Source organism: Sneathiella aquimaris, from assembly GCF_026409565.1.
GTDB lineage: Bacteria > Pseudomonadota > Alphaproteobacteria > Sneathiellales > Sneathiellaceae > Sneathiella > Sneathiella aquimaris.
Genome location: NZ_CP112881.1, coordinates 1,674,122 through 1,694,263, shown reverse-complemented (window position 1 = coordinate 1,694,263; position 20,142 = coordinate 1,674,122). Strand labels below are relative to the sequence as shown.

The window sequence follows — 20,142 nt, the reverse complement described above, 5'->3', positions numbered from 1 at the left end:
ATTCTACTTAAAAAATATTATATTTTTTCGAAAAGTTCGCACAAGCCTGCAAAGTGTTAATTTATCGTTAACATTCAAAATTTTTTGATTTTTGGCTCGGTTGCACAAACAAAAGCAAAAAAGCGCTGATTAAGGCTGCTTTATTAACCATAATGGGATTTCTATTAACCATAATAGTGTGACATCTGGACAATTTTTCACATAGAAAACAGGTTAAAGTCGAATCACTCCAGCATTTACACACCAGCTTTTCAGAGATAGCGCAGCGAAGGCCGCAGGGAGGAAAAGGGCGCCGAATGAAGCCCCCCTCTCCTCCTGAATATGACGGCGGGAAAGACGTTTTTAGCTAACCGATTTATCCTGACCTTGCCAGTATGGTTTACGGATAACATTTTTCAGGATTTTACCAGCACCCGAAAGCGGTAAGGCATCGGTTACAAAATCGACACTGCGTGGACATTTAAAACCTGCAATCAGAGTGTGGGAAAAATCGATGATCTCCTGCGCCTGGACTGCCTCCGGCTCGTGAAGTCGCACAACAGCATGTACCTGCTCGCCCCATTTTTCATGAGGAATGCCAATGACCGCGCATTCGGCCACAGCCGGATGCTGATACAATGCATTTTCCACTTCAGCAGAATAAACATTTTCGCCCCCGGAAATGATCATGTCTTTGACACGGTCTACAATATAAACAAAACCCTGCTCATCCATATATCCGCCATCACCGGTATGCATCCAACCGTTTCGTTTGGCCTCGGCCGTCTGCTCTGGCTTGTTCCAGTATCCCAGCATCACGTTATCACCGCGTACACAAACCTCGCCCACCGTACCCAAAGGAACTTCACGGTCAGCCTCGTCCAGTATTTTAACCTCTACCGCGTAAACAGCCCGGCCCGCCGATTTAAACCGACCGGCATTAGGCCCCTCAACCACGTGGTATTCCGGCCCTGTATACGTCACTAACGGGGCACATTCTGTCTGACCATAGGCATGGGTGAAGCCAGCCTCTGGCAAGACGTCCAAGGCCTTTACAATCACTGCCTCCGGCATCGGAGAAGCGCCGTAAACGATATCTTTCAGGCTACTCATGTCGTAGTTTTCAAGAGACGGATCATTTACGAGCATATTGACCATTGTCGGCACCAGAAGCGTGTTCGTGACTTTATGGTCCTGCACGGCCTGCATTGTCCCTTGTGGCGTAAAGCCCGGAATAAAAACATGGGTAGACAATCCCATAGTGGCCCCAAAAACCGCACAACCGTCGGCGATATGGAACATTGGCGCAACATGAAGCCAACGGCTGCCTTCTTTAAAATTAAAGCAGGGCATAGCGTTCAGGGTATTCACAACAAAATTCCGGTGACTAAGCATCACACCCTTGGATACGCCAGTCGTCCCGCCCGTGTAAAACAGACCCGCCAAATCATCGCCACCGCGCCCGGCATCTTCGACCGGCGCAGATTCTGCTACCAGGACTTCGTAGTTGAGCATCCCATCCGGGGTCGTCCCATCACCGATATAAATGACCTCCCGAAGTTCCGGCACCTGATCTTTCAGTTCATCAACAATGCCTGCGAAAGCATCATCAACAAGAAGGATTTCAGAACCAGAATCGTTCAGCCAATAAGCAAATTCTGGCACGGCCAGGCGCGTATTTACCGGAACGAAAACACCCCCCGCCCAAGGAGTGGCATAATAAAATTCCAGATATCGATCGGAATTATGCGCCAGTATGGCAACCCGCTGCCCCTCGCTAATACCCAACGACCTTAAACCGCCCGCGAATTTTTGCACCCGCTCTGAAAATTCAGCGTAACTTCGTGCACGATCCGCACAGATAGTCGCAATTTCCGTACTTTTTGCCTGAACGGCCCGCGTTAATAGTTGAGAAATAGACATTTCCCAATTCTCCCTGTTTATTCTTTTGTTGGGAAGAGTATTGGAAATTATCGCCAGAGCGTAAAGGCAAAAAACGCCCGCCTGTCACGAACTTTCAGTTGCAACCTTACTCCGCCCCAGCATCAGGGATAAAAAGGCCGCGATGCAACAGATACCAACAACCAGTATCAGCGGAAGTGGTGTTGTTTCGTAGTAGGATAACAATAGGCCCACGACAAAAGTCCCGACAGCGCCGAATCCAATTTGCATAGACCCGGCAAGACCGGCTGCCGCCCCTACCCTTTCGGGATCAGCACTAATGGCCCCGGTCACGCCTGTCGCGATGCAAAGACCATTTCCAAGCGCTACCAGACACATAAATCCAAAAAATGCAGGCGCGCCCAAGCCCACAGACACCTCAGTCACCAGCATCAGAAGCGGCCCACAAAATGATATGACTGTTCCAATCACGATCAATTTGAAAATGCCCAACTGGTCAGTAAGCCGAGCCGTGACATAGTTGCCAAAAATATAAAATGCTGAAACCAAGACGAAATAAAATCCTAGTTCGGTCGCGGTCCCGCCCATCAAATCGATCAGCACGAAGGACGTTCCACCTAGAAACGTAAAATAGGCAGACGTACTGAAACTGACCTGAAGGGCGTAGGACATAAAGGTGCGATTTTTCAGAAGATAATAAAAAGAAAGAAACAAGCCACCAAAATGGGCTTCATGACGTTTCCTCGGGGACAGGGTTTCATCCGCCCCTTTTAACGCAAAGATCAGAGCGACAGCACCAAACACAATCACAAAAGCAAAACTGGACCGCCATCCGGCCTGATCTTCCAGGATCCCGCCCAACATTGGCGCCAATGATGGCGCGACAACAATGGCCATTGTCATATAAGCGATGACGGAGGCCGCCTGCTCTGCGGTAAAACGATCGCGAACCATTGCCCGCCCCATAACCATGCCCGCACATCCACCAAGAGCCTGCACCATCCGCCCGCCGATCATCATTTCAATAGAGGTCGCGAAAATGCAAATCCCACCTCCGGCGATGAAAATCAATAATCCTGCTATGACAATTGGACGCCTTCCAAACCGGTCCGAAAGCGGGCCATAAATCAACTGCCCAACAGCGATCGCGGCCAGATAAACCGTCAAGGTCAGCTGAGACATCGCATAATCAGTTTCAAAGACCAGCTGAAAAGACGAAATAGAAGGCAGGATAATATTCATTCCAAGCGGTCCGCACATACTGATGATGATCAGTACGCCCATGAAAAACTTGGTTGATGTTTGCGAGGAATTGTTAGATATCATACAGTCTATTAACTGATGAAAGGTCATTTCACCAGCGAAAAGAATGTGATAACGGAGACAAACCGTCTCATTATAGATGGCCGTAAAAAGCCATAAAAAAAGCGACCCGAAAGCCGCTTTTTCATTTATTTTAAAACGCCTTAAAGTTCGCTCAATCGCTCAGCTGCGTCTTTCAGCTTCGCCATTTTCACATCCGCTTCAGCAAGTTTTTCTTTTTCCGCCGCCACAACATGTTCGGGCGCACCACTGACAAATTTCTCATTGCCGAGTTTTTTGTTCAAACCGGTAATGTAACCGTTCAGCTTACCGATTTCCTTGTCCAGACGGGCTTTCTCAGCATCCAGATCCATCGCACCCGCAAGCGCCAAACCAACGGTTGCACCATCATGAACAAATTGCAGGGAACCTTTTGGCAAAGCAACGTCGATCGCCTTGCTTTCGAGCCGCGCCATTCTTGAAATCACATTCCAATGATTTTCAAGCCGGGTCTTGTGGGCTTCACTGCCGTCATTGAAGATCATCGGAATTTTCGCCCCGGCAGGAACGTTCATTTCACTGCGAACGGCACGAATACCGCTGATCAGGTCCTGAACCCAGACCATCTCTGCATCGGCATTTTCATCAATTGCCGTATCAGGATAAACCGGCCAATCCGAAACAACCAAATCCGCATCCCGTTTGGCCCCTAATGTCAGCCAAAGTTCTTCGGTAATAAAAGGCATAAACGGATGCAGAATTTTCAGAATTTCATCCAGAACCCACGCTGCCGTCGCCTTTGTTTCAGCCTTCGCCGCTTCGTCATCGCCTTGGAATGGAATTTTTGCAAACTCAAGATACCAGTCGCAGAAAACATTCCATGTAAAGGAATAAACCGCGTTTGATGCGTCATTGAAACGATAACCGTCCCGTTTGCCTTCAAGGGCTTCCCGAACAGCTGCTTCACATTTGGCAACTTCACCAATGATCCAGCGATTAACTGGCTGCTCCGCTGTGAAAGGGTCAAACCCTTCTGGCACTGCGCATTCGTTCATTTCGCAGAAACGAGCAGCGTTCCAAAGTTTTGTCGTAAAATTCCGATATCCTTCCACCCGCTGTTCAGATAGACGGACATCCCGCCCCTGAGCCGCGCTGGCAGACAAAAAGAACCGAAGGGCGTCCGCACCATATTTATCTACAAGGTCCAGTGGATCAACAACATTCCCCTTGGATTTTGACATCTTGGCACCATGCTCATCACGAACCAAGGCATGAATGTAGACGGTATGGAAAGGTGGGACTTCATCCATGAAATGTAGTCCCATCATCATCATTCTGGCAACCCAGAAGAAAATAATATCAAAGCCCGTGATCAAGACATCCGTCTGGTAATATTTATCCAGTTCAGGTGTTTTATCCGGCCAGCCAAGTGTTGAAAAAGGCCACAGAGCCGACGAAAACCAGGTATCCAGAACGTCGTTGTCCTGCGTTAGTTCTTCGCGTTTGCCATAATGCGCTTCCGCCGCGGCAAAGGCTTCTTCTTCTGTTTCCTCAACGAAAATCTTGCCATCAGGACCGAACCAGGCCGGAATACGGTGACCCCACCATAACTGCCGGGAAATACACCAAGGTTGGATATTCCGCATCCAGTCATAATAGGTGTTTGTCCATTTTGACGGAACAAACTTGGTCTGACCACTTTCCACGGCCCGAATAGCGGGCTGCGCCAATGTAGCAGCATCGGCAAACCACTGATCCGTTAGATAAGGCTCGATCACAACTCCAGAACGGTCGCCATAAGGAACCATATGTGTGTGATCTTCAATTTTATTCAACAGACCGAGGGCTTCAATTTCCGCAACAATTTCCTTGCGGGCCGCAAAGCGGTCCATCCCACGGTATTTTTCTGGAACCGTGTCGTTCAGACAGGCATTTTCGTCCAGAATATTAATGACATCCAACCCCGCCCGCTTGCCGACCTCAAAATCATTAAAATCGTGCGCAGGCGTTATTTTAACAGCACCGGATCCCTGTTCCGGGTCCGCATACTCATCCGCAACAATCGGAATACGCCGACCAACAATTGGTAGAATAACGTATTTCCCGACCAGTTCTTTATACCGATCATCATCAGGGTGAACGGCAATTCCTGTATCGCCGAGCATTGTTTCCGGACGGGTGGTTGCAACGGTAATAAACCGGCCGTCCCCGCCTTCAATCGGGTAATTGAAGTGCCACATATGGCTGTTGACTTCTTTTTGTTCAACTTCCAGGTCAGAAATCGCCGTGTGAAACTTCGGATCCCAGTTTACAAGGCGCTTGTCCCGATAAATCAGGTTTTCCTTGTAAAGCTGGACGAACACTTTCCGAACGGCTTTGGAAAGACCTTCATCCATTGTAAAGCGTTCCCGGTTCCAGTCACAGGAAGCCCCTAAACGGTGTAACTGACCAATAATGGATCCGCCGGATTTCTCTTTCCACTCCCAGATCTTTTCAATGAACTTTTCGCGACCAAGATCATGTCGGGTAATGCCCTGCTCTGCGAGCTGGCGTTCGACAACCATCTGGGTTGCAATACCAGCATGATCGGTACCGGGCTGCCACAGCACATCTTTCCCGCGCATCCGTTCAAATCGAACAAGTATATCCTGAAGGGTATTATTGAGCGCATGGCCCATATGCAGGTTACCGGTCACATTCGGCGGCGGAATAACAATTGTGAAGGCATCTTCACTATCATTTCGACCACATGCAAATGCGCCTTGCTCCATCCATCGGGAATAGAGCTTTCCTTCGACCTCTTGCGGCCGATAAGATTTGTCAAGCATCGCTGACACTCTCTTTATTATCATATATCAAAAAATCGGGTGAAAAGCCACCAAATGGCCCCCGGGACTTAATCCCAGTATAGTCGGCTCGCAGCCACGGACAAGAACCTATTCGCTATCGTCCGCACGGTCTGCGAGCTTGCTCACTTCGCGTTCCACAATACGCTGTACGATGCTTGCCAGATGTTCATCCAGCCATTCTTTCAGCATAGGACGCAATAAATCGCGGACAAGTTCTTCAAGGGTAGCGTGGCCATTGCCCATCGGCATACCGCGCGACGAAGAGACAGCACCGGCGAGACTAGCGAATGAACTGGTCGCAGCTGCGACAACTGGCTCTTCGAGCAGGCTGTCAAGTTTAGCGTCCATTGCGCTTTTTGCAGGCAGTTCTTCTGGCTCAAAAACTGGCTCTGGTTCTGGCTCTGGCTCTGGCTCGGGTTCTGGCTCTGGCTCTGGCTCGGGTTCTGGTTCCGGCTCAGGTTCAGGTTCTGGTTCTGGCTCAGGTTCTGGCTCTTCAACCACCAACTCTTCATCCATTACAAGAACTTCACCATCATCATCGATCTCATCTGTAAGCTCGAGGACATCGTCCTCAACTTCAGGCTCGGGTTCTGGTTCTGGTTCAGGGGCAGGTTCTGCTTCCATCGCTGGTTCAGCAGCTACTTCCTCAGAAACCTCTTCGGTTTCAGCGGCTTCTTCTTCATCGCCATCTTCGGAAATAATACGACGAATGGAGGCAAGGATTTCCTCCATGGTCGGTTCTTGTTCTGCTTTCGGATCACTCATCGTGCAAATCACCAACGACTATTTAAGTATTAAGTTCGAAACTTATCTAAGAATGACATAAAAGGCCAGTCTCCATAAACACTTTCGTACCATATACTTAATGAATGCTTAAAAAGTGGGTGCTATTCGCCCTAGTCCAGACCACCGTCAGTACCGGTCCATTTGTTGCGAACCCGTTTATAATTGGCTTCTGGATCGTACAGTTCAACATTTAGTCCCAACTCGCGGGCTCCCAGATTACCAACCGCAGCCAACACGTCATAGACAGCAATACTGACATCCCGTCGTGACGTGACAAGATTCACCTGGCTGACAAGCAGCTCCTGCTCGGCGTCCAAAACATCCAATGTTGTCCGGGATCCGACCTGGGCTTCCTGATTAACACCTTCCAGCGCAATCGTATTGGCGCGCACCTGTTCTTCATTAGATGTTATCTGCGCCCGCGCTGATTCCAGCTGTTCCCAGGAACGCGTAACCGCTTCGCGGACTTCCCGTACCGCAGATTCGATTTCGATCCTGCGTTGATTGTTTAACTGACGTGCCTGACGCACCTGACTGTAAACAGAACCAGACTGATATAGCGGCACCGTCAGCCGGGCTGTCAAAGAACCACTTTCTGACCATTGGGATTCTGAAGACTGGTCATCTGAATGCGCCAATGACCCCGTCAACGACAAGGTAGGCAGCAGTTGACCGGACGTCGCCCGAATGCTGTGCTTTGAACTTTCTTCGTTATATTTTGCAGCCTGAATATCCGGGTTGTTATTCATACCCATTTCAAGGGCCGCGTCGATTGATTCAGGAAAGTTATCGGGCAATGACGGATTCTCTAGCTTGCCCGGTTTTTGTCCGACAATCCGTTCGTAATTGGCCTCACTCACCTTCAGGTTACCAATTGCCCCGACGAGGTCTGAGCGTGCACCGGCCAAACGGGCTTCGGCCTGAGCAACATCTGTTCGAGTGATTTCACCAACATCGAACCGATCCTGTGCGGCTTCACGCTGACGCTCCAGAACCTCGACGTTATTCCGGTTAAGATCGACAACGGCCTGATCACGGACAACATTTACATAAGCACGGACCGCAGATTGGAAGACTGATTGCTCTACGGAATCAAGGTTAGACCGTGCGGCTTTCACGCTCGCCTCTGCCGCGGCAGTATTTGCGACAGTCTGGCCACCCGTATAAATTGGCTGAGAAACAGTAACCGCGACTGAGCTTGGGTTATAGGTCCGGTCCCCTCCAGGTGCAGAGGTGGTTGACGTTTTACTATATTCAGCACCCGCTTCCCCCACCACGGTGACCGTCGGACGCCATCCTGAAAGCGCTTGAGCTACACCTTCATCGGTTCCCCGTACACTGGCGCGTTGCGCCTGCAATGTTGGATTGGAGCTATAGGTCAAAGCAAGTGCTTCTTGCAGAGTTTCGGCATTCACCATTGAACTGAACATGGACATCGCCAGAACCGAGGTTACCGTAACGATCGCTTTTTTCATTCCCTATGCCCTTTTTGGTGGTTAAGTCAGCATTCTGATTTAACTATATGTGTTTTTGTGAAGGACAGCACCCGTAAACTTTAATCCAGCCCCCCACATCACTGGATATCTGTTTTCTACCGGTTCACACCCTACTCACAAACACTTTACAGACAAAATACAGCAAAGTGTGACCGGCATCATACCGCAGTCTCCTTAGAAACTAAACGTTGCTTCGGATTTCAAGCTCCCCAGCTCGGGTACAGCGGCATTAAACAATGCTTTGGCACGAACATCGTCCCCTAACTTAGTATACAGGGTAGCAACGCCTGGATTGACGCCAATGACACAAATCAGTCGGCCACCATCGGCTAGCTGATCGATCAGGCTCATTGGAACGGTTTCAATGGCTCCGTTAATGTGAATCACATTATACGGTCCCTGTTTCGCATTTCCAGCCTCCAACGCGCCTTCAACAACGGCCACATTGTCAACTTCCAGCGCAGAGAGCGTCTGGGATGCCTTTTCAACAAGTTCTGCATCTGTATCAATCGCAACGACCGCCTGTGCAAGCTGACCAATAACGGCTGATGAATATCCAGTGCCACAGGCGATATCCAGCGCGACGTCGCTTTTCTTTATGTCTGCTGCCTGAAGCATGCGTCCAAAGACCCGAGGTTCAATCAAATACCGGTCATCCGTCACCTGCAAATCTTCGTCCAGATAGGCAACACCTCGCAAGGCTTTGGGGACAAATTCTTCTCGCGGTACCGTGTTCATGGCCTCGGCCACACTGTCACTGGTCACATTGTTTGGGCGAAGTTGACTGAGCACCATACTCTCACGTGCTTCGGCGTAAATTTCAGTCATATTGAATTTCCCGTTATTCCTATACTCTGCATCAGACCGGATCGTATGACATTGGTTTAACTGGAGCCATACTGGTTCGCGGCGTTTATACTTAAATTTCCTGCGCAAAATCAAGAAAGAAGCGCCCTTTGCCTTTCGTTTTTAGCAAACAGGCGCGCATTCGTGATATTTTCGTCAGCACCCCTCACAAAACGATGCCTGCAAACCCCGAGACGTGCCCCTATCGAGGAAGACCCATCCGACGACAGAAATCGTCTGTTGCAATAGCGGTTTACTAACAATCCAGACCAGTGATCAAGACCGGCGATCGAGATGCTGAGAAGTATTGGCCCAATCATTTTTTGCTGGCTTTTGGTAATCCTGTAGGCGGATCGCGAAAGACAAAACTGTAAACCAAACGGTAAACTAATAAAATTACACCGCAGTTTTTATGATTTTCAGCGTAATTCACTTGTTGACAGCTACGGGATAAAGACTTAAAACGCCATGACTTTTCAGGGATAGCCTCCTGAAAGTGAGGCCTGGTGGCGGAGTGGCTACGCAGCGGATTGCAAATCCGTGAACACCGGTTCGATTCCGGTCCAGGCCTCCAATTATCAACGTTCGATCCACTCATCTCCCAGCAATTCAGGTTCCGCATAGTTCTGCATTTCTTCCAGATGTGCCTCGGCGTTATCACAGAACAACCGACCAATCAGATGATCCACAAGGCGTTCCGTCCCGATATTTGTTCCTGGAATATCACTGCTGACAGGGGCATGGCTCATTGTTGTGGCCGCGTTGAACAGGTGAAGCCGGTCCAGCCCAGAACAATTTTCGCCCTCATACTTTGGCAGAAACTGAAAGCCGTCCCCTAAAAACGGATAGGTTAGAAGCGGATCATCCTCGCCGCCGGACGGTGGCTGAAATTCATCCTTCCACAATCGAATGTCCGCGGCTAAAGACGCCAGCTCGGGCTGTTTTTGAAGATCCATCGCATAACCGGTTCCAAATATGACGAAATCTCCGGTGAACTGCCCCCGCTGAGTTGTTAGCGTTAGGTTCTTCTCTGAACAGGATGCTGAAATCAGTCCGGCGCCGAGATACAGGTTAAAATTCTCATGCGCTTTGAGGCGGAGCATAGAATCTCGCGGCGCGGCAACCTTTGCATCAAAGCCTTCTTTTAAAAAGGCCCACTTCTTGTCGGCTGGCAGTTTGTGAAACCCGCGCATAAAGCCAGGATAAACGATATATTTAAACTTGTTCAGAGTTGGCAATTCAGGAGACCGGACTAGCATATCCACTTGGGCTGCGCCGTTCTCCAAAGCCGTTGCAGCGGCATCGACGGCAGAAGCCGCCCCTCCCACCACGAGGATCCGCGCCCCTTTCAATTGGCGAAAGTCAATTTGATCTTCTGTATGGGCACGCAGGGAGGCTGGGATGGCATCTGCCACAGGCGGTAACGCAACACCACCAGAGGCTGCCCGGCCGGTCGCCAGTACCACGTGACGGGCATATTGTAGCCGGCTTCCGTTTTCGCTATCCAATAAAAGATGCCAGAAGTCGCCCTCCGACTTCAGGCTTTTCAGGCAAATGTCATTCTGCACGAAAGGTGCGGTAATTTTTCGATACCAGCACAAATACGCCATCCATATTTCACGGGGGATTTTGTCCAGTTTTTCCCAAGCCTCTTCGCCATAAACGGCACGATACCAAGCCCGGAATGTTAATGACGCAATCCCTTGATGCGGGCCTGTAAGATGCTTGGGAGAGCGAAGCGTTCGCATCCGGGCAGTTGTGACCCATGGCCCTTCTTCCCCACGCGGATTTTGATCAAAAACTGCAATATTCCGCACCCCTTCCCGCTTAAGCGCAAATGCGACAGACAGTCCCGAAGCCCCTGCACCAATAATCGCCACATCCAACGCTTTTTTGCCATCTGGTGCAAGGCGTTGATGAACCCAATTTTTCGCCGGCTGATTCATAAAAGTCAGGGCGGTCTGAAATTCCTGTTCCAGCGCGGCCAGAGCCGTTTCCTTTTTCACCATATTTCCAAGTTCTTCTTTTTATTCTGGTAGTAGCTTTACTTCACAACTATCCTTATTAAGACATTGAACTGGAATTTGGTTCAAATACTTTGTCGACTAGGAGACTTCTATAATGCGCTTGATAATTGCGATACTTTTACCTTTTCTTGTGTTCTTTACAATCGGACGCCCCTTTCAGGGTATTTTTTGCCTTATTCTTCAGGCAACGCTCATTGGCTGGATCCCGGCTGCTATTTGGGCTGTATACGCGTTAAGCCAATACAATACAGATAAAAAAATAAACAGCATGCACCAATAAAGCTGTTTCCTGGCGGGCAGAATTAAATCACCCTTCTTCTGTAAAAATATCCGCTGGAATTTGGCAGTTTTCAGGCAATTTTGTTTTTTTTTGAAAAAAAATGAAAATCAGGGCTTGGCAGGCTAATCTGCAATTGCTATAAGCCGCGAACCCGATCACATCGGGTCAACTGATCCCCGATAGCTCAGTTGGTAGAGCAGCTGACTGTTAATCAGCCTGTCGCAGGTTCGAGTCCTGCTCGGGGAGCCAATTCAAAACGGCCGAGAATACATTCTCGGCCGTTTTTGATTCTGCTGTCTTTTCGATCCCTGACCTAAGCAATAACCCGTGTCAGCAACGCAATATTTATAGCCGAGTAAGACAGTAAATATTTTGGTCTGTTTCAAGATTGTCTTTTTGAAGCACAATCTGCCATCCGGCATCTTCCAGATATTCATTTACTGGGCTTTCGATAACCAGTTGCCGAAACTTTGAATAATCGAGGGCCGAAAAATCAGGGTATTCCTGACAGGCGATGTCATACAGGGCGGGCAAAGTAAATTGCCATTTCTCAGTCCGGCTCATTTGTTTTCCAACAGATGGTGGCGTTGCCGGAGTGAGGCTCTCGTCCCCATCGAGCATATCAAAGAACAATTCAATTATCTGATCATTCGTTACGGCAACTGTAGGCATGGCACACCTGATTATCGAGCGATCCTTTTGGATAGGATTCTAAAAAAGTGCGCCACTATAGCGCCAAACAACAGCAACCTTTTGTGGGGTAAGTCACCAAACAAAAAATCTTGTTTTCATTCTTTTTTCATAAAATCTCCCTAAAATTACTAATATCTACATTAAGGAAGTATGCGTATGAATGGTCTGTATAAAGCCCAATTTCAAACCCCTTTTGGTTCAGGTTCCGCAGTGTTTGTCTTGAGAGACGGTCACCTGAGAGGTGGAAACGGCGCCCTCTATTATGTGGGAAACTATCGTCTGGACGGCGAGACATTTTCAGCAACGCTTAAGACAGATCGCCATACACATGATCTAACAACCGCATCTGTCTTTGGTATGGATAAGCTGAATGTTACCCTTGAAGGGGTCGTTAATGGAAACACCATTACATTTGATGGCGTGGCCAATGAAGTGCCCGACATGCAGGTTCAAGGCATGCTGGAGCGGCTTTGCGACTAGTTCACCAATCGCAAAACCGAACCGATTTTACACCTCTGACAAAAAGCCCCGGGCACCGGATCCCTCTTGTGAGAAATCAAGTTCTCTGATCGTTTGCCCGTCGTAAAACCGATCTTCGCCAAGATCAAGTTCACTCTCTTCAAAGACAGGGGTAATACCTGTCTGGGCAAGAAGACTTTGACTTTCCAGTGCTGTTACATTGTCATTTGCCGGCTCTTGCTCCGCATCGACCAAATGAAGGGGAAAGTTATCGTTCGCTGGTATGGAAAATGCACCGCTGGCGACCGCAGCATCCTCGTCAAACATTTCATGGATACTGTGAACAGGTCCTTTTTTTATCATTTGTTACCTCTTTTAATTTTGAAACAATCGGTACTTTTACGCTCTCATCTGAAGGCCGTTGATATAGGCCTTCATCGAATGCCCAAAGGCAGACATTTTCACCACCCGACCCACGGGTTTATAAAGGCCTGTTCGGCCACTCGGATGTTTTAAGGCGCCTTTAATTGGAAGGCGCGTGACAAGATCACATCGGTTTTCGTAACGGGTAACCCTGAGCGTGCGATTAATCTCCTGCGCAAACTCCTGATCACCAATACGGGGACAGCCGAAAACAAAAACCCGATCGGCACCGATCACACTCGCGGCCAAGACCGCAAGGGCGGCCCCCATCGAATGCCCTGTAAAATACAATCTGTTGCCAACAATCAAATGCTGTTTGATCGGCCGCAAAAGGCGCCATAACAATCGATAAAAGCCCTCATGGACTTTTCCGGGTCCGCACCAGTGAACCAGATCGGTCAATAAGTTCTCTTCCAGCGTCGACCGACCATTTTTCGGAAAAACCGTACCCCTTATCGCGACAACTGTCTTGCCCTCTTTATGACCAATCCAACCCCGTAAACAGTTGGCCCTGATTTGTTTATATTGATACCCCAATTGGGCGGCCGGCCCCTTCCCGTTCACGCGATAGGCAATTTCTGCGCATTGCGCAGCCTCGATGGCTCTCATTTATCATCCGCGTTTCGGTTGAGGCCCACATTCCCTGCCAGAATATTCAAGATAGACAAGGCCTTATCAACCACCAGATCATCTGATCGGGACGGCGTAAAAGACGTAATAAAGGTCGCTACAACAACGATAAAAGACAGACCATTGAACGCCTGCAATAAAAGCCCGCTGTCTAAATTCAACATATCCAGATTATCCAAATCACTTCTCCTCGGAAGAAAACTTTTCGTTTACATGCCAAATGGTTTGAAGGTTTGCCCCAACCAGGCAATGAATGTAATTAACGCAACGATGACGGTGCCTGTGAGGCCAACAAACTTCAAAGCCCCACGCCCCATACTGACCTGCCCGCTCAAGGCTTTCACGTCCTCGCGCAACTCCACCATACCCAAATGTAAATTTTCAATTCGGACCCTCATGGTTCCGATTTCATTCTCTAGTTTTTCCATAACTTTTCCCACACTTGAAGGTGAATGCCTGCTACGCATATGCTTGGATTGAAAACCATGTACTGTCATGTTGTTGTATTTGCCTTGTGCCCCCGGAATTTTGCCAAACAGCCACTTCGAAATAGTCACCATTTGTCACGTTCAACGGGGGGGAAACCACATTCAAAAGCAGTTCGGAATACGCATTTCTGCGAAGGAAAACCCTGCCGGCATAAGCACTGCTACCGTTCTTGTAGAATTTTATTTCCCGGGTGCCGCTTGTATTTGTGTCCCAGCGGACCTGAGCACTCAGAATTACACGGCTTATTCCCACGGGCACCGTAAATCGGCTCGTATCCACCACGGGATCATGAAGACCATCAAGATCGTGATTTTCAATATCCCAGTTCAGGATGGTATTCGTGGCCGTTGGCACTGATACGTCTGCCGAAAGAGAAACGAGAGCAGACGCAAAAGCAATGGCCCCACCTGCAAGGCCGGTTGTATCACTGGGTAGATACAGTTGGCTGCCGTCCGTATAGAACAGGCGTGTCTCGCCCGATGGCAAAACAAGACTGTTACCGGTTGTCACTAGCGTGGCATCCTCACCGGTCGCGTTAGACATCATAAAGGGGCGGGCAACAGCGGGAAGGGTTACTGAAAAACCTCCCGTTGCAGCTCCCGTAATCGTATGAAACCAACTTTCCCTGAAAACTTGCTCTGACACACTGATGTCTCCGCCGCCTGCATCCAGTCCCGCGCCGGCATTGCACAACGCTTTTTCCAGTAGACTGTCAGCATCATTGGACGTTATGTAGGCCGCCGCTTGATTTTCCGCAATTTGCGGCAGGTTTAACGCTCCCATTTAAAAGGTCTCCTTTGCTGGAAAGCCGCGTCCAACGGCTTCAGATAATTGAAAAATTGTGACATCTATTTGAGGGATCTCTGACAGCACCTGATTGAAATCATCGTTGAAAGCCGCCAGCGAATAATCGAAGGTGGTCGCATCTCGAATAAATCTGGACACCGTTTTCCCCGCAGATGACACTTCGATTTCATAGGCTTCATAGGCCTCAGAAAGGGGGACATTACCGCTCAGCGCGCCGCCGCCGATCCGCGTCCGTCGTTGCCATTGAAAAGTTATTCCAGAAACCGATCGAACTGCTGAAAAATGAACCGGCGCATAAGGCTTCAAGTCATTTCCTGTAAGCTTCTTGAAGGAAGGCCGGACATCTTCGGTCAGTTGGCCCGCCCCGACGGCCTTGAACTGCAAGGTAGTTTCAAGCATGGAGAGTGGTGCAATATCGCGCCCAAGGATTTCAGGTTGAAGAAGAATTCCGACGTCGCCCACTCTGTGCGCCTGCATCGCCCCTTCAGTTCCCCTGCGCCCCCTCAATAGGTTGCTGAGCAAATACCTCCCGTCAGGTTGAAGCGCTACAGATTGGAACTGGATAATCTCCTGCCCCAATAGCATGGCATTCGCCCCGCTGAGCAATAAATCCCGCGTCACTTCTTCTAGCCGGTCTTCACCGTTCAACATGTTTATCACTACGGAATTTTTATAATCTGTCTGCCAGGGATTTTGTGTCGGCTCAAGCACACTTGTGGCAATTCCCCAAGCCGGTTCATTTTGTACACTGCCCCGTTGGTAAAATGCCGTGCCACTTTCATCACTGCGAAACAAGGCCGCTCCCTGCCAACGGGTCGTGTTTCCGTCCGCCGCAAAATAATACCTGCTTCCGCTTCCTCCCGTCGCGTCCTCATCCCGCAGCAAGGGAATATCAAGGACGAACAGCTCTGCCGAACTTGGGCGAGAGATTGACATCGGTTGATACCCGCTGCCCGTATCCGCAAGTGTTGATTTTCCAGAAGGTGCCCCGCCCACCGCGACGCCTTTGACCTGATGGGAAAGATCAGCGCCAAAATCCGCTTGAACAACGCGCCCTTTCATCTCTCCTTTCGGCGTGGAAATTGATAAAAGATCGGTTGGATCAAGGGCAAGGTAGCGCGTCGGCAAGGCAACAGAAAACTGCTGACGCTCTGTCCAGGCAGAATATAGGATCCGACGGCAGGTTGCTTTTGCGAGCGGTGCCGTCAAAGCCATTGGGAGATCATGATTGACAGCATTTCGCCCAAACATTGTTGAATACGGGGCAAAGCTTCGTTTCGCTTGATGAGCCCCTAGCTGATAGCCATTATCGGCCGCCATATAGTTGATGGAAATCGTACCCGGCAATTCACTTTCCTGAAGGCGCTCATCCGATACCGGGGACAAACATTCTTCGAGAAAAAGATTATGCTGAGGGCCCGTATCTCTGGGGACAAATTGTAGCTGATACCCACTTTCACACAGATCAAAATCACCAGCAACCATCAGGGGTTCCAGCGCATTTTGAACTGTCATATTGCGGTTCAGAATATATCCGGGAATAGACCCCGAAAGTTTTGAAATGTCGATATCTTCTGGAAGAAGTCCTGCCATTTTTCCCAGGTTTTGAACCATCTCCGAAAGAACGGCGTCCTTACCGTACCGGCGGCGGAGAAACAGCCTGCGCACAGGTGCTGACGTTGCGAACAGCAAAACACTATCCGTTTGCGCATCGTAAATATAATTGCTGAAATCGGCGACGCCGTCGAAGGCTAAAAGATCAACTCGCTCCGTTTCCTCAAGCGTTTCTGCATCGAGATAAACCAGCCATTGGCCGCCATGAAGATATACCAGCTCGTCTTCATTGGTCGTGTTATTAAGCGATAACAGCCCCAGAGAGTTACTGTCCCTGACAACCGTCACATTTTTCGTATCCATCGACCATTTAAAGAGGCGTTCGTCATTTTGAAAAACCAGTTCCCTGCGTTTTTCCAGTATTGCCACCAACCGGGTCACGTTGTTTGTTTCGCTGCCGCCTCCACCCGCGGGCGTCAGCGCGGCTGACGGTATTGTATGAACCTGAAAATCACCGTTATAGACAGTGCCAGTTTCCGAAGGGGCTGTGTTCAAACGCATGCTGCAAATTTGAAGGTCTTCAAAGGGAAACGCCGAAATATTGCCCGACATTGCTACCCACGCTGTCTCAAATTGATCCGTGACACCCCCCGTACAGACCGGACTCTCCACAGTGTGAAAATCGATGACGTCCAAATGCTGATCAAACAGCACAACCTGACCTGATTGTTGAGAGCCTGCCACTTGGAACAGACTGCCGTTCGATGGTGCCAACACATCCGTAGACCAGCTGACTGCACCGATATGCCCGGGCAATTCGGTTGTTCCAACTTCTGTAAACCCTTGACCGCTAAAGACGGACAGACGACGACCGGGTAACAAGGCGAAGCCTGACCCAATCCAGAAATTGCCATTCCGATCACGAGACAATCCCGTTGTGCTGGTGGCCAATCGCGGAAATTCAGTTCCAATTTCGGCGCTCGCCTGTACCACAAGGCTTTGCCCTTCGATTTTTCGAAAACGGTCGACACCGCCTGTAACTTCGTATGTGTAAACTGTTTCGCGGATCGGATCGTAGGAAAGGGAGGATGCATCGATTGAGACAACCGCCCCTTCCTCCAGCGGAAAATGATGAACCCCTTCCATACTCATCAAAACTTCAATATTGGGAATTCGGTTGCCATAAGCCTCCAACGGAAGGCTATCAAATACCAGATACGCAACACCCCGGTAGGCCGGTGTATTTGCAATTCCTTCTTCACTGACAATGATGCCATCGGGTATCTGGTCTTCACTCCCCTTGTAAAAGCGAAATGAAACCCCCGGTGCCCGAATTGAACCAGCTGCTGTCATGTCAAAAATGACGGTCCCATCCGCCCAGATTTTTAACACTTCCCCAACAGGCCCTTGTGCCAGACCGATGGCAAAACTGGCATAGTATTTATATCCCGAAGAAGACTTGGTCTCGCCTCCCAGCCCCCCTTTACCGCCATATTCTTGAGCCGATGACCGGCTTTCCAAAGGTCCGGCCCAGATCAGGTTTCCCCCAAGCCGCATAGTTCCAAACACTGTGGGTATAGATGCGCCATAGGAGGCTCCTGAAAACTTAAGGTCTGTCAGGCTTGGGCCCTGCTTTTTCTGATCAGGAAAAAATATCTGCCCGAGTGCCGAGCCCAGTTGCCAGCCTGCTCCCGCGCCGACCCCGGTCACTGAACCTAAGCCAGCGCCCGCCACACTTAACGCCAATGTCGCCATTATTTTTCTCCCTTTAAAATACGAAAACAGGCAAATGGTTGGCCGTATGGTGCAAGCGCTTCTTCCAGAACCTGACGCCGCCTTGCATGGGCATGAATTACGGTGGCTGTACCGGACTGGCAGGATAGGATCCCCATATGAACCGGGTAGCCCATATCCTTAAAGACAGCGATATCTCCCACCCCTGCCGCGCGGACGGGGATCGACGCCAAGGACGTATTCAATAACGCCATTAAAGCGCTACCATCCTGTCGGCGTGAATATCCCTGAATATCGGGCACACTGATCCCGCATTCTGTTGCAACGCAATGACAAAGCCCGACACAGTCCACCCCCTGTTGCCGGCTACGTCCTTGATGAACCCAACGAACGCCAATCCATTTCCGGGCTGTTTCAATCAGCTGCGAATTATGATCCATTGGTTGGTCCTGCCAGACTGTCCGTTCCAGGGACTGAGGGAAAGCCCCTGAAATTCAATTGATTTTCAAATCTGTCCCGGCAGGTGGCAAAGCGTTTATCGCAGCCTTCAACCAGAAAAACCGTATCCCCACTCTCTGCTTTAAAAGGCAGCGGCAGAAAAAGGGTCAGTGTTTTTGTTACTGGATCCCAGGCATCAATTTCAAAATGACCGCCTGCGTTTAATCCGGTAACAAAAGACAATATGCCTCCCGACAGTGCCTCTACATCCCCCTGATAACCGGTTAAAATAACTTCATTAGTGTTCTTGATTTCCGCAACTGTATCAGTATGCCGAAACAGAAATGGGTCCAACTGACATGCAGCATCGCAGAAATCGGCCTGACATTCTGGCGCATAAATTTTTCCGATCTGGCGCTTCAAGGCATCAGTAAGCCCGCGTATTTCAGCTGTAAACAGCCCTTCAGACCAGCGGACCTCGCCCAACCACCCTTTTCGCAAAGGGATTAACCCCTGTTCAGGAGCCTGCCAATTTGCAAGGAAATATCTTATTTCGGCATAATCGAACAGTCCGGCCTTTAACTCTTCTTCCTGAAGGTATTCGCTGCTCAGGATACCGGTAATTTCAAGGTCATCCGTATCACTGGCGCTGCTTCCTTTCAGCGCCGATCGATCAAACCCTTCTGCCGAAATATATCGTTCGCCTGCGATGTGGACATCCTGATCATGGTCTGTAAACCGAAAAGAAACACCGTCTTTTCGATCTATCACCAAAAATGAGGAAATTGACGTAACTTCTTGTTTTATATGCAATAAAACTTCATTCGACAAATTCTTCATTGGCGTATCTCAATCATTTTCACGCTTTGCCATTGATGAATATCAGGCCCGGGAATACTGGCCTCCATCAGGTCCGTATCAAACCGAACAGGCACATCGAACTCGCAGTTCACTGAAACTTCCGTCCCCTCTGCGGGGGGTGAATTAAATTCTACGGAGCCGGTATTGTCGTTGATCGTCCAGTTCCCAAACTGCGCGACCCCATCCAAAAAAACAGTCACACTTCCGGGTACGATTTTGTTGATGATGCGGATAAATCCCGGCGCGAAACCATCACTATCCTGATAATTTTTTTGAACTTGGAAGCGGCTTGAAACACCATCCGCTAAGGCTATTTTTTCATTCCGAATTTTGTAGTCAGAAAAATCCTTTAGCCGGAAACCATAGGCTCGGCCGCGCCGGGCATGAAAAAAAGAAAGCAGCGCCTCCCATTCATTGGCCCGGCTTGGGCTTATATCAACCGTGTATTCCCGGCGTGCTACGGACCAATTGATGTTTCGCTGCTCATGACCGGAGTTGAGAAGCTGTATGGTGGTTGAAAAACGCGGTCCACCCACGGCCCCATAGGAAATCCGGGTTGGCAATCTAATTTCATGAAAGCTCATATC

Annotated in this window: 19 protein-coding genes and 2 tRNA genes; 4 read left to right on the top strand and 17 right to left on the bottom strand. The window is 49.4% G+C overall.

From position 1 onward, the window contains the following. Positions 1-342 precede the first annotated feature (342 nt). The 6 genes from OIR97_RS07925 to OIR97_RS07900 form a co-directional block, all read right to left on the bottom strand. Positions 343-1,902 (bottom strand): long-chain-fatty-acid--CoA ligase, encoded by a 1,560-nt coding sequence (locus OIR97_RS07925; RefSeq protein ID WP_169545045.1) that lies wholly within the window; start codon positions 1,900-1,902, stop codon positions 343-345. 84 nt (positions 1,903-1,986) lie between these two features. After that, positions 1,987-3,207: a multidrug effflux MFS transporter gene (locus tag OIR97_RS07920; RefSeq protein WP_267177803.1), complete on the bottom strand. Its 1,221-nt coding sequence runs from the start codon at positions 3,205-3,207 to the stop codon at positions 1,987-1,989. A gap of 140 nt (positions 3,208-3,347) precedes the next feature. After that, positions 3,348-6,011 (bottom strand): valine--tRNA ligase, encoded by a 2,664-nt coding sequence (locus tag OIR97_RS07915; RefSeq protein WP_169545041.1) that lies wholly within the window; start codon positions 6,009-6,011, stop codon positions 3,348-3,350. Positions 6,012-6,119: 108 nt separating this feature from the next. Continuing rightward, complete coding sequence (locus OIR97_RS07910) at positions 6,120-6,797, bottom strand: DUF2497 domain-containing protein (RefSeq protein WP_169545039.1); 678 nt, start codon at positions 6,795-6,797, stop codon at positions 6,120-6,122. 131 nt (positions 6,798-6,928) lie between these two features. After that, positions 6,929-8,293: a TolC family outer membrane protein gene (locus OIR97_RS07905; RefSeq protein ID WP_169545038.1), complete on the bottom strand. Its 1,365-nt coding sequence runs from the start codon at positions 8,291-8,293 to the stop codon at positions 6,929-6,931. A gap of 195 nt (positions 8,294-8,488) precedes the next feature. Next, positions 8,489-9,142, bottom strand: a complete 654-nt coding sequence (locus tag OIR97_RS07900; protein WP_169545037.1) for a protein-L-isoaspartate O-methyltransferase family protein — start codon at positions 9,140-9,142, stop codon at positions 8,489-8,491. 518 nt (positions 9,143-9,660) lie between these two features. Here OIR97_RS07900 and OIR97_RS07895 point away from each other — a divergent pair. Continuing rightward, positions 9,661-9,734 (top strand) — tRNA-Cys (locus OIR97_RS07895). A 4-nt stretch (positions 9,735-9,738) separates the two neighbouring features. On the opposite strand, the gene OIR97_RS07890 is transcribed toward OIR97_RS07895, so the two are convergent. Continuing rightward, entirely contained in the window at positions 9,739-11,169 is a 1,431-nt protein-coding gene (locus OIR97_RS07890) for a flavin-containing monooxygenase (protein ID WP_169545035.1), read from the bottom strand. A 112-nt stretch (positions 11,170-11,281) separates the two neighbouring features. Between OIR97_RS07890 and OIR97_RS18790 the strand changes: the two genes are divergently transcribed. Both OIR97_RS18790 and OIR97_RS07885 read left to right on the top strand, forming a co-directional pair. Continuing rightward, a complete protein-coding gene (locus OIR97_RS18790; protein WP_169545033.1) occupies positions 11,282-11,467 on the top strand; it encodes a YqaE/Pmp3 family membrane protein in 186 nt (61 codons plus the stop codon). Between the two features lie 173 nt (positions 11,468-11,640). Then, a tRNA-Asn gene (locus OIR97_RS07885) sits at positions 11,641-11,716 on the top strand. Between the two features lie 96 nt (positions 11,717-11,812). Here the strand turns inward: OIR97_RS07885 and OIR97_RS07880 are convergent. After that, positions 11,813-12,139, bottom strand: a complete 327-nt coding sequence (locus tag OIR97_RS07880) for a hypothetical protein (protein ID WP_169545031.1) — start codon at positions 12,137-12,139, stop codon at positions 11,813-11,815. 177 nt (positions 12,140-12,316) lie between these two features. On the opposite strand from OIR97_RS07880, the gene OIR97_RS07875 reads away from it, so the two are divergent. After that, on the top strand, positions 12,317-12,640 hold the full coding sequence (locus tag OIR97_RS07875) for a GrlR family regulatory protein (RefSeq protein ID WP_169545029.1): 324 nt from the start codon (positions 12,317-12,319) through the stop codon (positions 12,638-12,640). 27 nt (positions 12,641-12,667) lie between these two features. On the opposite strand, the gene OIR97_RS07870 is transcribed toward OIR97_RS07875, so the two are convergent. Genes OIR97_RS07870 through OIR97_RS07830 form a run of 9 tightly spaced genes read right to left on the bottom strand, consistent with a single transcriptional unit; the run spans position 12,668 to position 20,139 of the window. Beyond that, positions 12,668-12,982: a hypothetical protein gene (locus OIR97_RS07870; protein WP_169545027.1), complete on the bottom strand. Its 315-nt coding sequence runs from the start codon at positions 12,980-12,982 to the stop codon at positions 12,668-12,670. Positions 12,983-13,018: 36 nt separating this feature from the next. Continuing rightward, positions 13,019-13,651: a lipase family protein gene (locus OIR97_RS07865; protein ID WP_169545026.1), complete on the bottom strand. Its 633-nt coding sequence runs from the start codon at positions 13,649-13,651 to the stop codon at positions 13,019-13,021. Continuing rightward, positions 13,648-13,851, bottom strand: a complete 204-nt coding sequence (locus OIR97_RS07860) for a hypothetical protein (RefSeq protein WP_169545024.1) — start codon at positions 13,849-13,851, stop codon at positions 13,648-13,650. The genes OIR97_RS07865 and OIR97_RS07860 overlap by 4 nt, the downstream gene beginning before the upstream one ends. Before the next feature lie 30 nt (positions 13,852-13,881). After that, on the bottom strand, positions 13,882-14,100 hold the full coding sequence (locus tag OIR97_RS07855) for a hypothetical protein (protein WP_169545023.1): 219 nt from the start codon (positions 14,098-14,100) through the stop codon (positions 13,882-13,884). Positions 14,101-14,131: 31 nt separating this feature from the next. Next, positions 14,132-14,944: a hypothetical protein gene (locus tag OIR97_RS07850; RefSeq protein WP_169545021.1), complete on the bottom strand. Its 813-nt coding sequence runs from the start codon at positions 14,942-14,944 to the stop codon at positions 14,132-14,134. Then, entirely contained in the window at positions 14,945-18,277 is a 3,333-nt protein-coding gene (locus OIR97_RS07845; RefSeq protein ID WP_169545019.1) for a phage tail protein, read from the bottom strand. Continuing rightward, entirely contained in the window at positions 18,277-18,696 is a 420-nt protein-coding gene (locus OIR97_RS07840) for a C40 family peptidase (RefSeq protein ID WP_169545017.1), read from the bottom strand. Before OIR97_RS07840 ends, OIR97_RS07845 begins: the two co-directional genes overlap by 1 nt. Continuing rightward, entirely contained in the window at positions 18,686-19,534 is an 849-nt protein-coding gene (locus OIR97_RS07835; RefSeq protein ID WP_169545016.1) for a DUF2163 domain-containing protein, read from the bottom strand. Before OIR97_RS07835 ends, OIR97_RS07840 begins: the two co-directional genes overlap by 11 nt. Continuing rightward, on the bottom strand, positions 19,531-20,139 hold the full coding sequence (locus tag OIR97_RS07830; RefSeq protein ID WP_169545014.1) for a DUF2460 domain-containing protein: 609 nt from the start codon (positions 20,137-20,139) through the stop codon (positions 19,531-19,533). Before OIR97_RS07830 ends, OIR97_RS07835 begins: the two co-directional genes overlap by 4 nt. Positions 20,140-20,142 lie beyond the last annotated feature (3 nt).